The organism is Phenylobacterium sp., from assembly GCF_031412415.1.
Taxonomy (GTDB): domain Bacteria; phylum Pseudomonadota; class Alphaproteobacteria; order Caulobacterales; family Caulobacteraceae; genus Phenylobacterium.
This window is the reverse complement of the sequence record NZ_JANOCX010000235.1, coordinates 1-18,226: the sequence shown is the minus strand read 5'-3', so window position 1 is coordinate 18,226 and position 18,226 is coordinate 1. Positions and strand designations below refer to the sequence as shown.

16 protein-coding genes and 1 tRNA gene are annotated in these 18,226 nt (G+C 67.8%); 7 read left to right on the top strand and 10 right to left on the bottom strand.

Annotation, left to right across the window (positions count from 1 at the left end; all coding sequences use genetic code 11):
- The 3 genes from RMO04_RS11730 to RMO04_RS11720 all read right to left on the bottom strand — a co-directional run.
- Positions 1-1,671: CarD family transcriptional regulator (locus RMO04_RS11730; protein WP_309644966.1), on the bottom strand; the 1,671-nt coding region annotated here is incomplete at its 3' end.
- Positions 1,661-1,951: a succinate dehydrogenase assembly factor 2 gene (locus tag RMO04_RS11725; protein ID WP_309644965.1), complete on the bottom strand. Its 291-nt coding sequence runs from the start codon at positions 1,949-1,951 to the stop codon at positions 1,661-1,663. The genes RMO04_RS11725 and RMO04_RS11730, both read right to left, overlap by 11 nt.
- Positions 1,952-2,001: 50 nt before the next feature.
- Positions 2,002-2,592, bottom strand: coding sequence for a hypothetical protein (locus RMO04_RS11720; RefSeq protein WP_309644964.1), 591 nt, complete (start codon positions 2,590-2,592; stop codon positions 2,002-2,004).
- A gap of 75 nt (positions 2,593-2,667) precedes the next feature.
- On the opposite strand from RMO04_RS11720, the gene recG reads away from it, so the two are divergent.
- The gene (gene recG / locus RMO04_RS11715; protein WP_309644963.1) at positions 2,668-4,743 is read left to right on the top strand and encodes an ATP-dependent DNA helicase RecG; all 2,076 of its coding nucleotides are present in this window, start codon (positions 2,668-2,670) and stop codon (positions 4,741-4,743) included.
- A 26-nt stretch (positions 4,744-4,769) separates the two neighbouring features.
- Here recG and RMO04_RS11710 read toward each other — a convergent pair whose 3' ends face one another.
- The 4 genes from RMO04_RS11710 to kdsA are packed head-to-tail and all read right to left on the bottom strand — an operon-like array spanning position 4,770 to position 9,230.
- Positions 4,770-5,900, bottom strand: a complete 1,131-nt coding sequence (locus tag RMO04_RS11710; protein WP_309644962.1) for a DUF3089 domain-containing protein — start codon at positions 5,898-5,900, stop codon at positions 4,770-4,772.
- A 13-nt stretch (positions 5,901-5,913) separates the two neighbouring features.
- On the bottom strand, positions 5,914-6,912 hold the full coding sequence (rfaD, locus tag RMO04_RS11705) for an ADP-glyceromanno-heptose 6-epimerase (RefSeq protein WP_309644961.1): 999 nt from the start codon (positions 6,910-6,912) through the stop codon (positions 5,914-5,916).
- Positions 6,909-8,363 carry a D-glycero-beta-D-manno-heptose 1-phosphate adenylyltransferase gene (rfaE2, locus tag RMO04_RS11700; protein ID WP_309644960.1) on the bottom strand — a complete coding sequence of 485 codons (1,455 nt, stop codon included), beginning with the start codon at positions 8,361-8,363 and terminating at the stop codon, positions 6,909-6,911. Before rfaE2 ends, rfaD begins: the two co-directional genes overlap by 4 nt.
- A gap of 9 nt (positions 8,364-8,372) precedes the next feature.
- The gene (kdsA, locus tag RMO04_RS11695; protein WP_309644959.1) at positions 8,373-9,230 is read right to left on the bottom strand and encodes a 3-deoxy-8-phosphooctulonate synthase; all 858 of its coding nucleotides are present in this window, start codon (positions 9,228-9,230) and stop codon (positions 8,373-8,375) included.
- A 179-nt stretch (positions 9,231-9,409) separates the two neighbouring features.
- Between kdsA and RMO04_RS11690 the strand changes: the two genes are divergently transcribed.
- The 3 genes from RMO04_RS11690 to sseA are packed head-to-tail and all read left to right on the top strand — an operon-like array spanning position 9,410 to position 12,548.
- Positions 9,410-10,666: a cyclopropane-fatty-acyl-phospholipid synthase family protein gene (locus tag RMO04_RS11690; RefSeq protein WP_309644958.1), complete on the top strand. Its 1,257-nt coding sequence runs from the start codon at positions 9,410-9,412 to the stop codon at positions 10,664-10,666.
- Between the two features lie 44 nt (positions 10,667-10,710).
- On the top strand, positions 10,711-11,709 hold the full coding sequence (locus RMO04_RS11685; protein WP_309644957.1) for a cysteine synthase A: 999 nt from the start codon (positions 10,711-10,713) through the stop codon (positions 11,707-11,709).
- A complete protein-coding gene (gene sseA, locus RMO04_RS11680; protein ID WP_309644956.1) occupies positions 11,706-12,548 on the top strand; it encodes a 3-mercaptopyruvate sulfurtransferase in 843 nt (280 codons plus the stop codon). Before RMO04_RS11685 ends, sseA begins: the two co-directional genes overlap by 4 nt.
- Here sseA and RMO04_RS11675 read toward each other — a convergent pair.
- Positions 12,545-13,642, bottom strand: a complete 1,098-nt coding sequence (locus RMO04_RS11675) for an amino acid ABC transporter substrate-binding protein (RefSeq protein ID WP_309644955.1) — start codon at positions 13,640-13,642, stop codon at positions 12,545-12,547. The two genes, sseA and RMO04_RS11675, sit on opposite strands and share 4 nt — an antisense overlap.
- An 85-nt stretch (positions 13,643-13,727) precedes the next feature.
- On the opposite strand from RMO04_RS11675, the gene metC reads away from it, so the two are divergent.
- Positions 13,728-14,888 carry a cystathionine beta-lyase gene (metC, locus tag RMO04_RS11670; protein ID WP_309644954.1) on the top strand — a complete coding sequence of 387 codons (1,161 nt, stop codon included), beginning with the start codon at positions 13,728-13,730 and terminating at the stop codon, positions 14,886-14,888.
- Here the strand turns inward: metC and RMO04_RS11665 are convergent.
- The gene (locus tag RMO04_RS11665) at positions 14,885-16,195 is read right to left on the bottom strand and encodes a M20/M25/M40 family metallo-hydrolase (RefSeq protein WP_309644953.1); all 1,311 of its coding nucleotides are present in this window, start codon (positions 16,193-16,195) and stop codon (positions 14,885-14,887) included. The genes metC and RMO04_RS11665 overlap by 4 nt on opposite strands.
- A 137-nt stretch (positions 16,196-16,332) precedes the next feature.
- Here RMO04_RS11665 and RMO04_RS11660 point away from each other — a divergent pair, with 137 nt between their 5' ends.
- Together RMO04_RS11660 and RMO04_RS11655 are read left to right on the top strand one after the other, a co-directional pair.
- Positions 16,333-17,085 carry a hypothetical protein gene (locus RMO04_RS11660; protein ID WP_309644952.1) on the top strand — a complete coding sequence of 251 codons (753 nt, stop codon included), beginning with the start codon at positions 16,333-16,335 and terminating at the stop codon, positions 17,083-17,085.
- A gap of 73 nt (positions 17,086-17,158) precedes the next feature.
- Positions 17,159-17,935: an SDR family oxidoreductase gene (locus tag RMO04_RS11655; RefSeq protein ID WP_309644951.1), complete on the top strand. Its 777-nt coding sequence runs from the start codon at positions 17,159-17,161 to the stop codon at positions 17,933-17,935.
- 8 nt (positions 17,936-17,943) lie between these two features.
- Here RMO04_RS11655 and RMO04_RS11650 read toward each other — a convergent pair.
- Positions 17,944-18,020: transfer RNA gene (locus RMO04_RS11650), tRNA-Arg, on the bottom strand.
- Positions 18,021-18,226 lie beyond the last annotated feature (206 nt).

Below are 18,226 nucleotides of genomic sequence, written 5' to 3'. Positions count from 1 at the left end.
GAGCTGAACGCCCTCCCCGTCCGCGCCGTAGCGGGTCAGCAGGTCGATGTTTTCCACCGGCAGGTACAGCTTGGACGCGCCGCCGTAGTGCAGTTCCAGGCAGTCGTGGGGCGCGCCCTGGACGTCGAGGGTCTTGAGGCCCTCATAGCGACCGATGCCGTGGTCGATATGGACCACCAGGTCGCCCTGGGTCAGCGCGCTGGCCTCAGCCAGGAAGTTGGCGGCCCGGCGGCGGCGGCGCGGCCGCGCCAAGCGGTCGCCCAGGATGTCGGTCTCTGAGATGACCGCCAGGGTCTCGGTTTCGAAACCGGTCTCCAGCGGCAGGACCACCCGCTGCGGGACCTTCGGATCAGCCGCCCTCGCGGCATCCCAATAGGGCGCCAACGAGATGTTCTTCAGCCCGTGGTCGGCCAGCATGGCGCCCAGACGATCCGACGAACCATCGGACCAAGATGCGAACAGCACCCGCTTGCCCTTGGTGGCCAGGGCCTTGGCGTGATCGGCCGTCGCCTCGAACAGATTGACGCTGTCGCGCTGGCGCTCGGCGATGAAGGTCCGGCCCTGGCGCGCGCCCATGTCGACGACGGTGTCGCCCTCGGCCTCCTGGAACGCCGAGAACCGCCGCGTGGCATGCTTCGCCAGCCGTTCGCGCCACTCCTCGCCGGTCATGTAGAGCTGATCGGGCTCCAGCGGGTGGTAATGAACCTTCCGATCGGCCTGAGCCCGGGCGTCATAGGCGTCGGCGATCATCGACAGCCGCTCGTCGCGGCTCTCGTTGGCCAAGTGATCGGTGGCGATCAGAGCGTCCGAGGGCAGGTAGTCCAGCAAGGTCGCCATGTCCGGGTAGAACAACGGCAGCCAGTGCTCCATGCCCGCGCGCCGGCCACCTTCGCTGACTGTTTCGTAGAGCGGATCGCCCCCGGGCGCGCCGAACGCCTCCACGTAACCGCGCCGGAACCTGGTGATGCCGTCCTTGTCGAGCAGCACCTCGCTGACCGGCAGCAACGAGATCTCCTTGAGCTGTTTGGTCGAGCGCTGGGTCTCGGGATCGAAGGCCCGGATGGACTCCAGAGTGTCGCCGAACAGGTCGAGGCGCACGGGCTCCTCGGAGCCGGGCGGAAAGACGTCGATCACTCCGCCACGTATCGCGAATTCACCGCGTTCCGAGACGGTGGAGGCCCGTTGGTAGCCGTTGATCGCGAAGTATCGCTCCAGGTCGGCGATCTCGACCACGTTGCCGGTGCGCGCCGAATAGGCCGCGCCCTCAACCGTGGCCTTGGGCGGCACGCGCTGCAGCATCGCCGGGACCGTGGTCGCAAGCAGTACCGGCTTCTTGGCGTCCATGCCGTGGGCCAAGCGCCCAAGGGTGGTCATCCGCTGCGCCGCCACGCCGGGCGAGGGCCCGATCCGGTCGTAGGGAAGGCAATCCCAGGACGGGAACTGGATCACCTCGACCTGCGGCGCGAAGAAATTGAAAGCGTCGACGAAGGCGCTCAGCCGTGAGCCGTCGCGGGCCACGAACACCGAGAGCCTGCCGCGGACCTTGACGATGTCGGCCATGACCAAGGCGTCGAAGCCTTCCGGCGCGCCGACCAGGTCGAGGCGTCCGGGATCTTGGGCGATGCGCCGGTGATCGGCCGGCGTCGGCGCCCGTCCGCCGTCAGCCGCCATGGTCGTCGCCTCGGGCTGTATGAGCTTCGAAGCGGAACAATTTGATCCGGTTCAGGACTTCGCTGTCGAACTCAGCTGGCGTGGGGGCCTGGCCGACGATCCACTGGTAGATGTCGTGATCCGGCTGATCCAGCAGCACTTCGAAGATGTCGAGCTCCGCCGCCGACAGCGAGGCGACATGGTTCTCCGCGAACGGCCCCAGAATGAGGTCCGCTTCCCTAAAGCCACGGTGCCAAGCCCGGTACTTCAGCTTTTTCAGCCGGGTGTCTTCGCTCGTCATGGAGAGCGGCGGATATAGGCCGCCCCGCGCTCACGCGCCAGCGCGTTCGTTCAGTCCCCGCCCTTCCAGGTGAAGATCACGCTCTTGAAGGGGGTCTCGCCGACCTGAAGCGCGCCGGTGATCACGGGCGGCGAGTCCTTCCCCTTCGACTGCGCCAGCTTCAGCGCAGCGGCGTCGATCTTGGCGTCGAGGCGGACTTCCCCCAGCTTGGCGTCCGTGCCGACGAACCGGACGGTCTCATCGTTGAGCGCGTAGGCGGTTGGCAGGACCCGCAGCTTGACCGAGTAGCTGGTGTTGCCGAGGGCGTTGGTCCGCGACGGGCTGGTGACGTCCTGGAATTCGAGCATCACGGGGCCGTAGGTCTTGGTCCGCTTGCCGGCTGTCCAATCGCCGAAGCCAACAGGCCCGCCGATATGCAGATGGTCCAGCTTGTACTTGCCCCCGACCTTCACCTCGGCGGTCGGGTAATAGTAGCCGAACAGATCCTTCTTCTGATCATGCTTGAAGCCGGTGAACGACGGGTCGGCGGGCACGGCGGGCGGCGCGACGGGCCCCGCAGCCTCTTCCTCGGTCTTTGCAGAAGGGCCGCTGCAACCGGCTAGGCAAACGGACGCAAGCGTGGCGAGCACGATCGAACGCATCTGATTCCCCCCAATTTGTGTGTGGAGATCATCATGGGCGCGCGGGGGTGTCCACGGTCGCGCTATGCTGGCGCCATGCGGCCCGAGATTCTGTTTCCGCTCTACGCCCCGGTCACCTCGTTGAAGGGCGTGGGCGCGCGCGTGGCCCCGCTGCTGGAGAAGCTCGCGGGTCCGCTGGTGCGCGACGTGCTGTACCTGCGGCCCCACTCGGTGATCGCGCGGACTTACGCCACGGCCAACACCGCCATCGAGGGCGCGGTGCAGATCTTCGAGGTGCAGATCGATGCCTACAAGCCGCCCCGCGCGCCACAACAGCCCTGGCGAGTCGAAGCCTATGACGGGACGGGCATCCTGACCCTTGTGTTTTTCGGCAGCTTCGGCGGCCAGCTCCAGGTGAAGCACCCGCTGGGTTCGAAACGGATCGTCAGCGGCAAGGTCGAACGCTTCGGGCTCAACCTGCAGATCGCCCACCCCGACTATATCGTGCCGCCGGAGAAGGTCGGCGACATCCCGCTGTTCGAAGCGGTCTATCCGGCCACGGCGGGCCTGCCCGCCCGCACGGTGCGCAAGTTCGCCCTTGAGGCCCTGGAGCGGGCCCCGGTCCTGCCCGAGTGGCAGGACGCCGCGTGGCTGGCCCAGGAGAAGTTCCCGACCTGGCGCGACGCTCTACGCCTCGCCCACGCGCCCGCCAGCGAGACCGACATCTCGCCCGTGACCCCGCACGCCCGGCGTCTGGCCTATGACGAGCTGCTCGCGCACCAGTTGGCCATGGCGCAACGAAAGGCCGAGCGTCGCACCGATCCCGCCGCCAGGATCCCGGCGTCGAAGTTGGCAGGGAAGATCGCGGCCGACCTCCCCTTCGCACTCACCGGGGCGCAGACTAGGTCCCTGGCCGAAATCCGGGCGGACCTCACCGCCGGCGAGCGGATGAGCCGGCTGATCCAAGGCGATGTCGGGTCGGGCAAGACCGTGGTCGCCATGCTGGCCATGGCCGACGTGGTCGCCGGCGGAGGCCAGGCCGCCCTCATGGCGCCTACGGAGATTCTGGCCCGCCAGCATTTCGAGACCCTGTCCGGGCCGCTATCGGAACACGGGGTGACGGCCGTCCTGCTGACCGGCCGCGACAAGGGCCTGGCGCGGGCCGACAAGCTGCGAGCCCTGGCGAGCGGCGCGGTGAAGGTCGCCGTGGGGACCCACGCCCTGTTTCAGGATGAAGTGACGTTCCAGCGCCTGGAACTCGCGGTCATCGACGAACAGCATCGCTTCGGGGTCGCCGAACGCCAGCGCCTGCAGGCCAAGGGCGAGGCGGTCCACCTGCTCGCCATGTCCGCCACGCCCATCCCGCGCACCCTGGAACTCACGGTCTACGGCGACCTCGACGTCTCGCGTATCGATGAGAAGCCGCCGGGCCGCACGCCGGTCGCCACCCGCGCCGTGCCCATGGGTCGGGTCGAGGAGGTGGAAGCCCGCCTGCGCGACGCCATAGCCGGCGGGGCCCAGGCCTTCTGGATCTGCCCCATGGTCTCGGAATCCGAGCTCGTGGACCTGAAGGCCGCCGAGCAACGGGCAGTCGAACTGCGCCAGAAGATCGGCCCTGGCGTCGGCCTTGTGCACGGCAAGATGACCGGCCCGCAAAAGGACGCCGTCATGGCCGATTTCGCCGATGGCAAGATCAGCCTGCTGGTGGCGACCACGGTGGTCGAAGTGGGGGTCAATGTGCCCAACGCCACCATCATGGTCATCGAGCAGGCCGAGCGCTTCGGCCTGGCCCAGCTCCACCAGCTTCGCGGTCGCGTCGGCCGGGGGCGTCGCGAGAGCGCCTGCGTGCTGCTGTACGATCCCCCTCTCTCGGAGACCGCCCAGCGGCGGCTGGATATCCTGCGCAGGACCGACGACGGCTTCCTCATCGCCGAGACAGACCTGGAGCTGCGCGGCGGCGGCGACGCGCTGGGACTGCGCCAGTCCGGCTTTCCCGCCTATGTCTTCGCCGATCCCTTCGCCCATCGTGACTTGATCGCCGCGGCGGGCGACGACGCTCGAATGATCGTCGCGCGCGACCCCGAACTCACCAGCGAGCGGGGAAAGGCTCTGCGCATCCTGCAGGAGCTGTTCGACTGGCGGGCGGGCTCGCCCCTCAAGGACGCCGGCTGAACCGGGGCCACCGCGACCGCCTCTGATCAATCGATCCGAGGCTTCGGAAGAACGTGGTGCGCCAGTAGAGCCTCCACCCTGCCCCGGGCGTCCGTTTCCAGGTCGGCGTAGAATAGGTTGTAGGCTGGGGCCTTGCGCCGGTCCGTCCACGATCCCGACGGCTTCAACGATGTCGACTTGGGCCGCGAGACCCGCAGTACGCCAGCCTGGCAGCGAGCTGAAACCTGCCGGCTGAGGAAGGCAGGCCGCGCGCCCCACTCCAGGCCGGTGGCGTTGGCCGCGCCCTGGTTCAGCTTCGACGGCGCTTCGGCCGCGCTCACCGCGCCCAGTAGCGGATTGAAGCAAAGCGGGGCTCGCCCATGCAGGTTGTCGAGTTGGCCGTCGGCCCAGAGCAACGAACGGTCCAGGATCATTTGTGCTCGCTCCGGCTCGTTCTCGAAGGCCTGGACCCAGGCCGCGAGGCATCCCGGCTGCCGTGGGGTCGTACAGGGAGGGATCGGCGGCGCGTCGGCGGGAACAGCGGTGTCGATGAGATAGGCGCCGGCCAACCGCGCCAGGACCTCAGGCCTGGCGGCGACCTCCTCGCTCAGCAGGCGAGCGGCCAGCGTGCCGCCCTGCTCCACCCCCACGACGACGAAGGGACGGCCCTGGTTGTAGGTCGCCATGTAGTGACGGAAGGCCGCGGCCACATCGCCGTAGGCGAAGCGCCGGGCCTCCTTGGCGTCGTCGCGCAGGGTCATGAGCGTGTAGAGGCTAGCCTGCCGATAGCGCGGGGCGAAGATCCGCCCGACCCGGACGAAGGGTCCGGCATAGTTCGGAGCCATCACCTGGCGGAACAACCGGTCGGCCTTGGGATCGTCGATCGGGGCGTTCCAGTGCCGGCCGCCGTCAAAGGTGGTCGGACCGACGAAGAACACATCGGCGGCCGGCGAACTGGCGTCCACCGCCTGGGGCCGCTCGGGCATCAGCGCCCAGGCGTTGCGTTCGCGATAGTCGGGCGCCGGGGGCGGGTCATAGGTCTGGAACGGCTCCTTCGGGTCGAGGCGGGTGCGCAGGATGTCGTCGCGCCACACGAAAGCCGCCGCCGCCATCAGGGTGACGAACAGCAGGACGCTGGCGAAGACGAGCCGCTTGAACCCCTTGGGACGAGCCGCCATCCCGCCTCCCGCCTTACCGGTAGGGATCGGCTTGGGAGAGGTAGCGGGTCACGTACTCCCCGACGCCGTCCTCCAGGCTGGTCATCGGCTGATTGTAGCCGGCCGCGCGCAGGCGCTCCATCTTGGCTTGCGTGAAGTACTGGTACTTGTCGCGGATCGCTGGCGGCATCGGGGTGTACTCGATCTGGGGCGCGCGGCCGGCGGCCTCGAACACCGCCTTGGCCATATCCTCGAACGTCCGCGCCTGGCCCGAACCCAGGTTGTAGACACCGTTGACCTGCTCGCTGTCAGCCAGCCAGGACACAACGTCGGCCACGTCGCGGACATAGACGAAGTCCCGGGCCTGCCCGCCATCGGGCACGCCCTCGCGGTAGGACTTGAAGAGCTGCACCGCGTGTCCGTCGCGGACCTTGGGCCAGATCTGCGAGGCCACCGACTTCATGGCGTGCTTGTGCTCTTCGTTCGGCCCGTAGACGTTGAAGAACTTCAACCCCACCCATTGCGGCGGCGCATAGTCCCGGGCCGCCTGCCGCGCGGCGAAGATGTCGAACAGGGCCTTGGACCAGCCGTAGGTGTTGAGAGGCCGCAGGGCGCTCAACGCGTCGAAATCATCCTTGTCCTCGAACACCTCGGTGTCGCCATAGGTGGCCGCCGACGAGGCATAGATAAACCGCCGCTGCCGGTCGGCGCACCAGCGGAACAGGTCGCGGCTGAGGGTGAAGTTGGAGTGGACGATCTTGTCGGCGTCCGGCTCGGTCGTGGAGGAGACCGCGCCCATGTGGATCACCAGCTCCACGTCGCGCCAGCGCTTCTCCAGCCACTCGAACATGTCCTCGGGCGCCACGAAGTCGCCGATGGGGTGTTTGGCGATGTTGCGCCACTTGCCCAGGTCCGCCTCGTGCAGCCAGTCGCAGACCACCACGTCCAGGCTGGGGTCCTCAGCCAGCTTGGCGACGATGTTGGAGCCGATGAAGCCTGCCCCGCCGGTGACGAAGATGATCCTGCGAGTCATGCCTTCTCCTTCATCCGGCTGATGGCCTCGGTGGTCGAGTAGCCCTCGACGATCTCCGCCAGCTTCACCTCGCCGCCATAGGCCTTTACGAAGGCGCCGCCGACCACCTCGTCTTCCGAGTAGTCCGCGCCCTTGATCAGGACGTCCGGCCTGGCGGCCTCGATCAGGGCGATGGGCGTATCCTCATCGAAGGGGGCCACCAGATCCACGCTGCCCAGGCCCGCCAGCACCATGGCGCGGCTCTCCAGATCGTTGACCGGCCGGCCGTCACCCTTCAGCGCCTTGACCGAGCGGTCAGAGTTGACGCCCACGACCAAACGGTCGCACCAGGCTCGCGCCTGGCCGAGATAGGCCACGTGGCCGCGATGCAGGATGTCGAAGCAGCCATTGGTGAAGCCGACCTTCAGCCCCTTGGCGCGCCAACGGGCGATCTCGTCTGCCATGCGTTGCGGGGTGACGATCTTGGCCTCGGCCGGCGCCATGTGCGCCGTCAGCGATGCCTCGATCAGCTCCTCGGGCGTGACGACCGCCGTACCCGCCTTCCCCACCGCCACGCCGGAAGCCAGCATGGCGAACTGGATCGCGTCCTCGATCGTCACCTTGGCGGCGACGGCCAGCCCCAGCGCCGCCAAGGTTGTGTCCCCGGCGCCTGAGGCGTCGAACACCTCGCGCGGGACGCCCGGGAAATGGCGCACCGGCTCCCCGCGCACGGCCAGCGAAATGCCCTTGGCCGAGCGCGTCACCAGAATGGCCTTGGCCTCGCACAGCGACAGGGCGTGGGTCAGGGCCGCGGCGATCTCGTCATTTGTCGAGGTGGGCATGTCGGTGGCGTGCGCCAGTTCGCCGGCGTTCGGCTTGATGATGTCCACCTCGCCATAGCGGGCGAAACTACGGGCCTTGGAGTCCACGATCATGACCCCGCCCATCGCTCGCGCCGCAGCGATGACGCCGTCGGTGATGACCCCCTTGCCGTAGTCGGACAGCAGGACAACGCCGACATCCTTGGCCACGTCGCGAATAGTCCTGATCAGCCGCTGCTCGACGTCGCCGGTCGCCGGGCCGCTGGTCTCCATATCGACCCGCAGAAGCTGCTGCCCTCCGGAGACGAACCGCGTCTTCAGCGTGGTCGGCCGCCCAGCGTCGGTGACCACGAAACCCTCGACCCCAGGCTCGGCCTGGATCAGTCGCAGGGCCTCATGCCCCTCGGCGTCGCCGCCGATCAGGCCGACCAGCCGCACGTCGCCGCCCAGGGCCGCGGCGTTGCGCGCCACATTCCCGGCCGCGCCCAGCATCACCATCTCGCGCTGCCGGGCCAGCACCGGGATCGGCGCCTCGGGCGAGACGCGGGTCACCTCGCCGTAGACGAACCGGTCGACCATCAGGTCGCCGATGCAGGCGATGCGCGCCCCCCGAAGGGCGGCGAGGATCTGTTGGAGCGCCGAGAGGTCCATGGACGGAGTCTAGCCGGTTTGCCGCACGGCCGCATGGACGGCCTTCAGGGTCGCCAGCAGGTCGCGCGCACCGGCCAGCGGCAGGCAGCTCGGCCCATCGCAAAGCGCCTTGTCCGGGTCGTGGTGGAATTCGAGAAACACCCCGTTGGCCCCAGCCGCCACCGCGGCCTTGGCGATGATCGGCACGCCCACCCGCCGCCCGCCGGTGGACGCCCCGTTCGACTTGGGATTGGCGCCGGGAAGCTGCACGGCATGGGTAGCGTCGATGGTCACCGGCGCGCCCAGGTCCTGCATCTCCTGGATGGCCAGCATGTCGACAGTGAGGTTGTTGTAACCGAACGAGACGCCGCGCTCGCAGAGGATGGTCATGTCGACCTCCACGGCTTCCTTGATCTTGTCGAGGATGTTGCGGCAGTCCCAGGGCGCCAGGAACTGTCCCTTCTTCACGTGCAGCAGGCCGCCTGCGGCCTTGGTCGCCCGCGCGGTGGCGACAACCAGGTCCGTCTGGCGACAAAGGAAGGCTGGGATCTGCACCAGGTCGGCCACGGCCGCGACAGGCTCGGCCTGATAGATCTCGTGCAGATCGGTGCAGATCGGAACGTCGAACTCGGCCTTGATGACGCGAAGGACTTCCAGGCCCTTCTCCATACCCGGACCGCGATAGCTGTGGATCGACGAGCGGTTGGCCTTGTCGAAGCTGGCCTTGAACACATACGGCAAGCCGAGTTCCGCGGTGACCGCCTTCAGATGGCGGGCTGCGTCGCGGGCCAGTTCCAGGTCTTCCAGGACGTTCAGCCCGGCGATGACCACCAGGGGCCTATCGTCGCCGATAGCGATATCCCAGCGGTTCAGGTTCAATACGGCCATAGGCGCCCCGAAGCTTCTGCTGGCGCCTAAGTGGCGCGACCCCCGTCGCTTCACAAGCGCGAAAACGACGGTTGCCGCATCCGCTGGCGCATGGCGGCCGTAGCTCCAGGCGCCAGTCTGGGAGTCGCGTGCGTGAAAAAAGCGGTGTTATGCTGTCTGCGTAATCGAGGGTTGCAGCCATGAGCCTGGCGCATCAACCGAGTCTGGCGGCGCTCGCCGCCTCTCCGCGCGCTTTCGGCCGCCTGCCCGAGCTCGCCGGCGCTCCAGCGGCCTTCCGCTTCGTCGCCCGACTGATGGCTCGCAACTGGCTGATGGGCGATCTCACCTTCGTCATGCCCTCGGGCCGCGAACTGCGTCTGCGAGGCTCGGAGCCGGGCGTCGACGCGCGGATCATCATCCACGATTTCCGCTTCATGAGGCGCGTGCTCGCCGCTGGCGACATCGGGTTCGCCGAAGGCTACATGGCCGGCGAGTGGGAAACCCCCGACCTCGCCGCCGTGCTGTCGGCCATGAGTCTGAACTTCGACCGGCTGACCCGCGTGTTCCTGGGCAACCCGATTCTGGGACTCGCCAACATCGTCGGCCACGCCCTGAACGCCAACAGCCGCAAGGGTTCGCGCAAGAACATCCACGCCCACTACGACCTTGGCAACGCTTTCTATACGCGCTGGCTGGACTCGACGATGACCTATTCGTCGGCCCGATATCAGGCGCCGGGCCAGCCGTTGGCGCAAGCCCAGGCCCACAAGTATGGCGAATTGGCTAGGTCCATGGACCTTCAGGCCGGCCACCACGTCCTCGAGATCGGTTGCGGCTGGGGCGGGTTCGCCGAGTTCGCCGCCAAGGAGGTAGGGGCGAAAGTCACCGCCGTCACCATCTCCACCGAGCAATACGAGTTCGCCAAACGACGGATGTTCGAGCAGGGCCTGAACGATCGCGCCGAGATCCGCATGATCGACTACCGCGACATCGAGGGCCGCTTTGATCGGGTGGCGTCCATCGAGATGTTCGAAGCCGTGGGCGAGCGCTACTGGCCGACCTATTTCGACAAGATCCGCGACGTCCTTGTCCCCGGTGGGCGCGCGGGCCTGCAGATCATCACCATTCGCGACGAGTTCTTCGAGGGCTATCGCCGCCGCGCCGACTTCATCCAGAAGTACATCTTCCCGGGCGGCATGCTGCCGTCGGAGGAACGACTGAAGGTCCAGACCGATCGCGCGGGCCTGATGTGGACCGGCCTATCCCGCTTCGGCCAGGACTATGCCGACACTCTGGCCGAATGGTGCGAACGGTTCGATCACGCCTGGCCCGACATCTCCCGCCTGGGCTTCGACGAGCGATTCCGCAAGCTGTGGCGGTTCTACCTCAGCTACTGCGAGGCCGGATTCCGCACCGGCCGGACCAATGTCGTGCAGCTTGGGCTCGTCAAAGCTTGAGCGACCCCTGTTCGGACGCACGCGGGCCGCTTAAGTAGCGGACCATGACCGTTTCGCCTTCCGTCGTCGACGCCATCGGCAATACGCCCCTGATCCGCCTGCGCCGTGCGAGCGAGGCCACGGGCTGCGAGATTCTCGGCAAGGCCGAGTTCATGAACCCCGGCGCGTCCGTCAAGGATCGCGCGGCGCTCTACATCGTGCGCGACGCCGAGCGGCGCGGCCTGCTGCGGCCGGGCGGACGCATCGTCGAGGGGACCGCCGGCAACACCGGCATCGGTCTGGCCATGGTCGGTGGGGCGCTGGGCTACAAGACCACGATCGTCATCCCGCGCACCCAGAGCCAGGAGAAGAAGGACGCCATCCGCCTGCTGGGCGCCGAACTGGTCGAGGTGGACGCCGTCCCCTACTCCAACCCCGACAATTATGTCCGGTTTTCCGGTCGCCTGGCCGAGGATCTCGCGGCCAAGGAGCCCAATGGCGCGATCTGGGCCAACCAGTTCGACAACGTCGCCAACCGCCAGGCGCACGTGGAAACGACCGGTCCGGAGATTTGGGACCAGACTGACGGCGAGATCGATGGCTTCATCTGCGCCGTGGGCTCAGGCGGCACGCTTGCCGGCGTCGCCGAGGCGCTGCGGGCGCGAAACCCCATGGTCCAGATCGGCTTGGCCGATCCGCACGGCGCGGCGCTCTACAGCTGGTACGCCGACGGCGAACTGAAATCGGAGGGGACCTCGATCAGCGAGGGCATCGGCCAGGGCCGGATCACGGCCAATCTGGAAGACCTCATCGTCGATCGCCCCTACCGGATCGACGACCACGAGATGTTAAACGTCATCTACGACTTGGTGGAGCACGAAGGCCTGGTGATGGGCGGCTCGACCGGGATCAACGTCGCCGGCGCCATCCGGATGGCGAAGGACCTCGGCCCCGGCCACACCATCGTGACCATCCTCTGCGACCAGGGCTCGCGCTATCAGAGCAAGATCTTCAACCCGGCGTTTCTCCAGGAACGCGGCCTGCCGACCCCGGGGTGGTTGTGATCGACCCCGTCGTCTCCACGGACCAGCTGGCCCAGTGTCTGGGCGAGGCAGATCTCCGCGTCGTGGACGGAAGCTGGTTCATGCCCGCCGAGGGGCGCTCCGGTCAGGAAGAGTACCTCCGCGCCCACATCCCCGGCGCGGTGTTCTTCGACATCGACGCGATCTCCGACAAGACGAGCGACCTGCCGCACATGCTGCCCACGCCCGACGCTTTCGCCCAGGCGGCCGGGGGACTGGGCCTGACCCGCGATGTCGACATCGTCGTCTATGACAGTTTCGGCATCCGCGCCGCGGCGCGGGTCTGGTGGAGCCTGCGCGCCATGGGCTTCACCAGGGTCTTCGTCCTGGACGGCGGCCTGAAGAAATGGCTCGCCGAGGCGCGGCCGATCGAGACCGGCGAGGCGCATCCCCGCGCGGGCGTCGTCGCGCCGCTGTTCGAAGGGTCCCTGGTCCGCAGCGCCGAAGACGTTCGCGAACTGCTGATCACCGGCGGCGCGCGCCTGGTTGACGCTCGGGGCGCGGCTCGTTTCCGCGGCGAGGCGCCGGAGCCCCGCGCCGGCCTGAAATCCGGCCACATGCCCGGCGCCGCCAACGTGCCCTTCGATCAGGTGGTCGGCCCTGACGGGACGCTGCGACCGGCCGAAGAGCTGAAGGCGATATTCGCCGCGGCCGGCGTCGACCTCGCCCACCCGATCGTCACCACCTGCGGATCGGGCGTGACCGCTTCGGTCCTGGCCCTCGCCTTGGCCAGGCTGGGGTTGGATGACACGGCGGTCTATGACGGCTCATGGTCCGAATGGGGCGCCTTGGAGGGCGCGCCGGTCGCCATCGGCCCTTAGCGGATCGGCGGGGCGTACAGCAGGCCAGGCTGGGCCGCGTTCCACAGAGCGTTGTGCCCCCGCTCGAGTCTCAGCGCAGAGTCGGGCCCGACATTCCGCGCGAAGATCTCGTCATAGGCGCCCACCTGGACGATGGTCTTGTAGGCCCAGTCGTTCGACAGCCCCAGCATCGGTCCGAACGCGTCTTGAGCGCCCAGCAGTCGCCTCACGCGAACGTCGAGCGAGGTGTTGAGCGCCTCGGGCGCGGTCTTGGAATCGACGCCGTATTCCTCCGCCAGGACCAAGGCGTAGACAGTCCATCGGACGATGTCTGTCCAGGCTGGATCGTCCTGCCGAACCACGGGGCCGATCGGCTCCTTGGAGATAACCGTGGGCAGGATCACGTGGGCGCCGGGGTTGTTCATCACCGAACGCGCCGAGGCGAGCGCTGCCACATCGGCGGTGAAGGCGTCGCAGGTCTCGGTCTGATAGGCGTTCCGCGCATCGGCCTCGGAGGCCACCACGACCGGCGTGTACTTCAGGCTCCTGGCGCGGAAATAGTCTGCGAGGTTCGCCTCGCTGGCGGTGCCGGCCTGCACGCAGATCCTGGCGCCGGTCAGTTCATCGGCGCTCGTCAGCGACAGGGCCTTTGGGACCATGAAGCCTTGACCGTCGTAGTAGGTGATCGCGGGGAAATCGAGGCCGAGACTGGCGTCGCGGGTCAGTGTCCAGGAGGTGTTGCGCGACAGAATATCGACCTCACCGGCCTGTAGCGCGGAAAACCGATCCTGGGCCGTGATCGCGGAATAGCGAACCGCCTGGGCGTCGCCCAGTGTCGCGGCGGCCACCGCACGGCAGATGTCCACGTCGAACCCGCGCCAGTTTCCCTTGGAGTCCCGGAACGCGAAGCCTGACAATCCCGGATGGACGCCGCAGCGGAGATAACCGCGCGCCTTGATCGCCAGCAATGTCGGGCTCGGTTTGGCCCTGTAGGCCGGCGCTGGCCCCGCGGCCTTGGCCGCAGGCGCGACGGGCGCGGGGGCCTTCTGCTGGCCCTGGCCGCAGCCGGCCAAGGCAAACATCACGCCGACCGCCGCCGCGAGGCGCTTCCACATGCCGCGCTCCTTGATTGCCAAGCCCGCGGAGGCTCTAAGTGCGAGACCGATTTTGGCTCCAGTTCGTTCCGACGCGTCAACCCTCATGGCTGAAGAAACCCGACTGATCCGTGCCGGCGCCATCCCGGCAAGGCTCGCCAAGACCGTGGGGCCGCCCATTCAGAAGGGCTCCACCGTCCTGCTGCCCAACGCAGCGGCCCTGTATGACGATGAGGCGTTCATCACCTATGGCCGCGCCGGGCTGGCCGCCCATGACAGCCTGAGGTCCGCCCTGGCCGAGATGGAGGGGGCCGAGGAGGTCCAACTCTATCCGTCGGGCTTGGCGGCGTTCACCGGCGCGATGCTGGCGGTGCTGAAGGCTGGTGACGAGGTGCTGGTCACGGACAACATCTACAAACCCAGCCGCCGGTTTTGCGACCAGGTCCTGGCGCGATATGGCGTGGGGGTCCGCTACTTCGATCCGCGCACCGCGCCGCAAGATCTGCTGGCCCTGGCCGGCGACGCCACGCGCCTGATCGCCCTGGAGTCCCCGGGTTCGCTGACCTTCGAGATGCAGGACATCACCGCCATAGCCGCCCTGGCCAAGGCGCGAGGCGTGCTGACGCTCGCCGACAACACCTGGGGCGCGGGCTACCTGTACAAGCCGCTGGCGCACGGCGTCGACATCAGCGTCCAGGCCCTGACCAAGTATGTCGGCGGCCATTCCGACGCCTTCATGGGATCGGCCGCGGTGGCCGACAAGACGCTCGCGCGGAAGCTTGAGGACGGCGTCCACAACATGGGCTGGGCCGTTTCGCCGGAGGACGCCTATCAAATGCTGCGCGGCCTGCGGACCCTGCCCGTCCGCCTGGAACAGCAAGGGGGCGCGGCCCTGCGCATCGCCGCATGGCTGGCCCAGCAGCCTCAGGTCGCAGAGGTCATCCACCCCGCCTTGCCCGGCGCCCGCGATCACGAGCTGTGGAAGCGCGACTATACGGGCGCCTGCGGCCTGTTCGGATTTGTCCTGCGGCCCGCGCCGGAGCGGGCGGTGAACGCCTTTCTCGACGCCCTGGAGCTGTTTGGCCTCGGCTTTTCCTGGGGGGGCTTCGAGAGCCTGGCGATCTCCTGCGACCCGCAGCTCGGGAAGCGCAAGTCGACGCCCAAGTTCGCCGGCCCGCTCATGCGCCTGCATATCGGCCTGGAGCATCCCGACGACCTGATGGCGGATCTGCGGGCCGGCTTCGCGGCCTTCGACGCGGCGCTCTAGGGCTTCGCCATCCGGCTCATGAACAGGGCCGCGCGCTTGGTCTGCCGGTCCAGGCTCTTCAGGTCCATGGTCTCGCCGGCCGCGTGAGCCCCATCGCCGGCCGCGCCGAAGCCGATCAGGCCCGGCAGCAGGTCGCCGACGAAGCCGATGTCGCCGGCGCCGCGCTTCAGGGGATCGAGCTCGGCCATGGGCTCCAGTCCCAGGTCGCGGTTCACCTCGTTGAGTCTGGCCAGCAGCTTGCGCGATCCCTCGGTGGGCGCCATGGCGGGATAGCCGCCCTCCCCGAACGCGATCTCGGCCGTGGCGCCCGTCAGGGGCTGGCCGACGATAGCCTTCATCTTGGCGTGGATGCTGTCGGTCTGCGCGTTGGAAAGCGTCCGCAGATCGCCCTTTGCGACCGCCTGGCCCGCGATGATGTTGTTCTTGCCGAGCGCTGAAGCGCCGGTCTCGGAGGCGTTCTCAGCCGCGCTGGCGCCCGCGGCCATGTAGCCGACATTGAAGGTGGCGTTGACCTCGCGGGCCTCGCGCCGGAAGCCGTCGAGAATCCGAGCCAGCTCATAGGCCGCGCCGTATCCCGCCCCGTCGCTGAACACCCCTGAGGAGTGTCCGGACTCGGCGGTCACCTTGATCGTCCAGTCGGTCGACGAACGCCGGGCGATGGACGCCATGTCCTTGCCGTTCTCTCGGGCCAGGCTCTCGAACTCCAGGGCCATGTCGCTCGTCTTGGCCGCCGCCACCAGATCGGCGCGCGAGACGGAGATCGGCAGGCCTGCCCGCTCCTCGTCGCCTGTGAGCACGACGGTGATGTCGGCGTCCTTCAACGTCCCGGCCGCCTGCATGGCGCGCAGGGCGGCGATCATGATCACCAGGCCGCCCTTCATATCGTTGACCCCTGGGCCCTCGGCGACGTCGCCTCGGCGGACGTAGGTCCGGAATGGGCTGTCGGGCTCGAACACCGTGTCGAAGTGGCCGATCAGCAGCATGCGCTTGCCGCGCCCCGAGCCCTTGTGCGTCGCCACGATGTGACCGGCGCGGTCGACCGAGGTCATCGGAACCCATTTGACGTCGAAGCCCAGGGTCCTGAACTCGTCCTGCAGCAGGGCGCCGACCTTGGTCACGCCCGCCACGTTCAGGGTGCCGCTGTTCATGTTGACCAGCTTTTCCAGCAGGGCCAGCGAGCGCGCCTCCTCTGCGACGGAGGCGGCCACCAGCTTCTGCTCCTGAGGCGAAAGCCCCGCCGCCATGGCGGGCGAGGCGACGGTGAGCACTAGCCCTGCGAGGGCGGCGGTTACGCGGTGGCGGGTCAAGGACTTCTCCGGCGAACTGAAGGCGGTCGCGACCATCTCCGGCCCGCGCGTAGAACTCAAGCGTCAGGGCTCGCGCAGCTTGATGAAACGCCCCGGCCGGTCACAATCAGCGATCCGCAGCCAGGCAGGAACCCGACATGACCGATGCACCCGATACCCCCGGCAAGGCGCTGGTGGAGCTGGCCATCGCCGTGCCTGCCCGCGAGGTCTGGAACGCCCTGCGTGACCCCGTGCAGATCAACCGATGGTTCGGCTGGGACGCCGACGGCCTCGAGGCGGAAATTCAGTACATCTTCTTCGATCATGCCCAAGCCGACGACAGCGCCATGATCCTGAGCTTCAGCGGCATGCCCGACAGCTTCCAGATCGAAGCGCGCGGCGAGCATTGCGTCATCCGTCTGGTTCGGGTTGGAGCCGCTGGAGACGACAGCGATTGGGACGGCGGTCAGGAAGACATGACCGAGGGTTGGCTGGCCTTCCTCACCCAGCTGGCCTTCGCCATGGAACGCCATCGCGGCCAGGAACGACGGACCGTCTATCTGTCGGGCAAGCCAGCGCCGGGCGGGAACACGACATTGCCCCGCGCCCGGCTGGGGCTGGACGCCCTGGCGCATGTCGATCCGGGCGGCGACTACAGCCTGACCATCGGGACGGGTGAGACCCTGACAGGCCAGGTCTGGGCGCGCTCGCGCCGCCAGATCGCGTTGACGGTGGAGGCTTACGGCGACGGGCTGGTCCTGGTCACCGATCGCTCGACGCCGAACTCGCCGCCCGCCGGGAGCGGATCGGTGGTGGTCACCACCTACGACCTGGACGACGCTCGGTTTGCGGAGGTCTCCGCCCACTGGACTGAGTGGTGGCGCCAGCACTTCCCGCCGCCCGCGACCTAAATCACTTAACCAGAAAGTTGTGTGTTCTTGAGTGACACCCTATGCTAAACCATCTGGTTGAGGGCAATGACTCATGAGCGACGAAGCAAGGCTCCTCCGCGGCAAGGTGGCGGTGATTCACGGCGCGGGCGGCGCCATCGGCGGCGCGGTGGCGCAGGCCTTCGCCAAGGCAGGCGCCCAGGTTTTCCTGAGCGGCCGCAAACTTTCATCGGTCCAGGCCTGCGCGGACCAGATCACGGCGGCGGGCGGCTTTGCGGAGGCGGCCCAAGTCGACGCCCTGGACGAGGCCGCCATCGACCGGCATCTGGACGACGTCGTCGCCCGGGCCGGCCGGGTGGACATCGCCTTCAACGCCATCGGCGTCGACGCCCAGCAAGGCACCCTGCTGGCCGACCTGCCGCTGGAGGCCTTCACCCTTCCGGTCGCCACCCTGACCACCAGCCAATTCCTGACCGCCCGCGCCGCATCACGGCATATGGCTGCGCAGGGATCGGGGGTCATCCTGACCCTCTCGGCCTCCCCTGCCCGGCTGGCTGTCGGCATGACCGGCGGGCTCTGCGTCGCCTGGTCGGCGGTGGAAGCCTTGTCGCGCACCCTGGCGGCCGAACTAGGGCCCCACGGCGTCCGGGTCGTCTGCATCCGATCGCATCGCATCGTCGACACCATGGCCGAGGCCGACTTTCCGATGGAACGCGAAGCCTTCGTGGGCATGCTGAACGACATGACCCTGCTCAAGCGCACCCCCACCCGCGCCGACGTCGCCAACACCGCGGTGTTCCTGGCCTCAGACCACGCCGCGGCGATGACCGGGACGGTGGCGAACCTGACCTGCGGGATGAGCGTCGACTAGGGGAGCCGTGGCGCGCCCAGCAGGACTCGAACCTGCAACCGTCCGCTTAGAAGGCGGATGCTCTATCCGGTTGAGCTATGGGCGCCCTAGCGAAGTGGCGGTTCGCGGGGATAGGTCGCTGCGAAACTCGACGCAAGACTCCCCTCCATATTGCAAAAAGCCGCTCGCAATTGGTTAATCGTTGCGTACTGGAAATTCGCCTTTCTGTTCGATTCACATGGCCGGCCCCACGCTTCATATGGGCGTAGACAGCCTGTGAGCCAGCAGGGCTGGCATTGCTCTTGGAGAGTG

Excerpts from the sequence above, each read along its gene's own strand:
- RMO04_RS11725 (WP_309644965.1), bottom strand. The coding sequence starts at position 1,951 with ATGACGAGCGAAGACACCCGGCTGAAAAAGCTGAAGTACCGGGCTTGG.
- RMO04_RS11720 (WP_309644964.1), bottom strand. The coding sequence starts at position 2,592 with ATGCGTTCGATCGTGCTCGCCACGCTTGCGTCCGTTTGCCTAGCCGGT.
- recG (WP_309644963.1), top strand. The coding sequence starts at position 2,668 with ATGCGGCCCGAGATTCTGTTTCCGCTCTACGCCCCGGTCACCTCGTTG.
- RMO04_RS11710 (WP_309644962.1), bottom strand. The coding sequence starts at position 5,900 with ATGGCGGCTCGTCCCAAGGGGTTCAAGCGGCTCGTCTTCGCCAGCGTC.
- rfaD (WP_309644961.1), bottom strand. The coding sequence starts at position 6,912 with ATGACTCGCAGGATCATCTTCGTCACCGGCGGGGCAGGCTTCATCGGC.
- rfaE2 (WP_309644960.1), bottom strand. The coding sequence starts at position 8,363 with ATGGACCTCTCGGCGCTCCAACAGATCCTCGCCGCCCTTCGGGGGGCG.
- kdsA (WP_309644959.1), bottom strand. The coding sequence starts at position 9,230 with ATGGCCGTATTGAACCTGAACCGCTGGGATATCGCTATCGGCGACGAT.
- RMO04_RS11690 (WP_309644958.1), top strand. The coding sequence starts at position 9,410 with ATGAGCCTGGCGCATCAACCGAGTCTGGCGGCGCTCGCCGCCTCTCCG.
- RMO04_RS11685 (WP_309644957.1), top strand. The coding sequence starts at position 10,711 with ATGACCGTTTCGCCTTCCGTCGTCGACGCCATCGGCAATACGCCCCTG.
- RMO04_RS11675 (WP_309644955.1), bottom strand. The coding sequence starts at position 13,642 with ATGTGGAAGCGCCTCGCGGCGGCGGTCGGCGTGATGTTTGCCTTGGCC.
- metC (WP_309644954.1), top strand. The coding sequence starts at position 13,728 with ATGGCTGAAGAAACCCGACTGATCCGTGCCGGCGCCATCCCGGCAAGG.
- RMO04_RS11660 (WP_309644952.1), top strand. The coding sequence starts at position 16,333 with ATGACCGATGCACCCGATACCCCCGGCAAGGCGCTGGTGGAGCTGGCC.
- RMO04_RS11655 (WP_309644951.1), top strand. The coding sequence starts at position 17,159 with ATGAGCGACGAAGCAAGGCTCCTCCGCGGCAAGGTGGCGGTGATTCAC.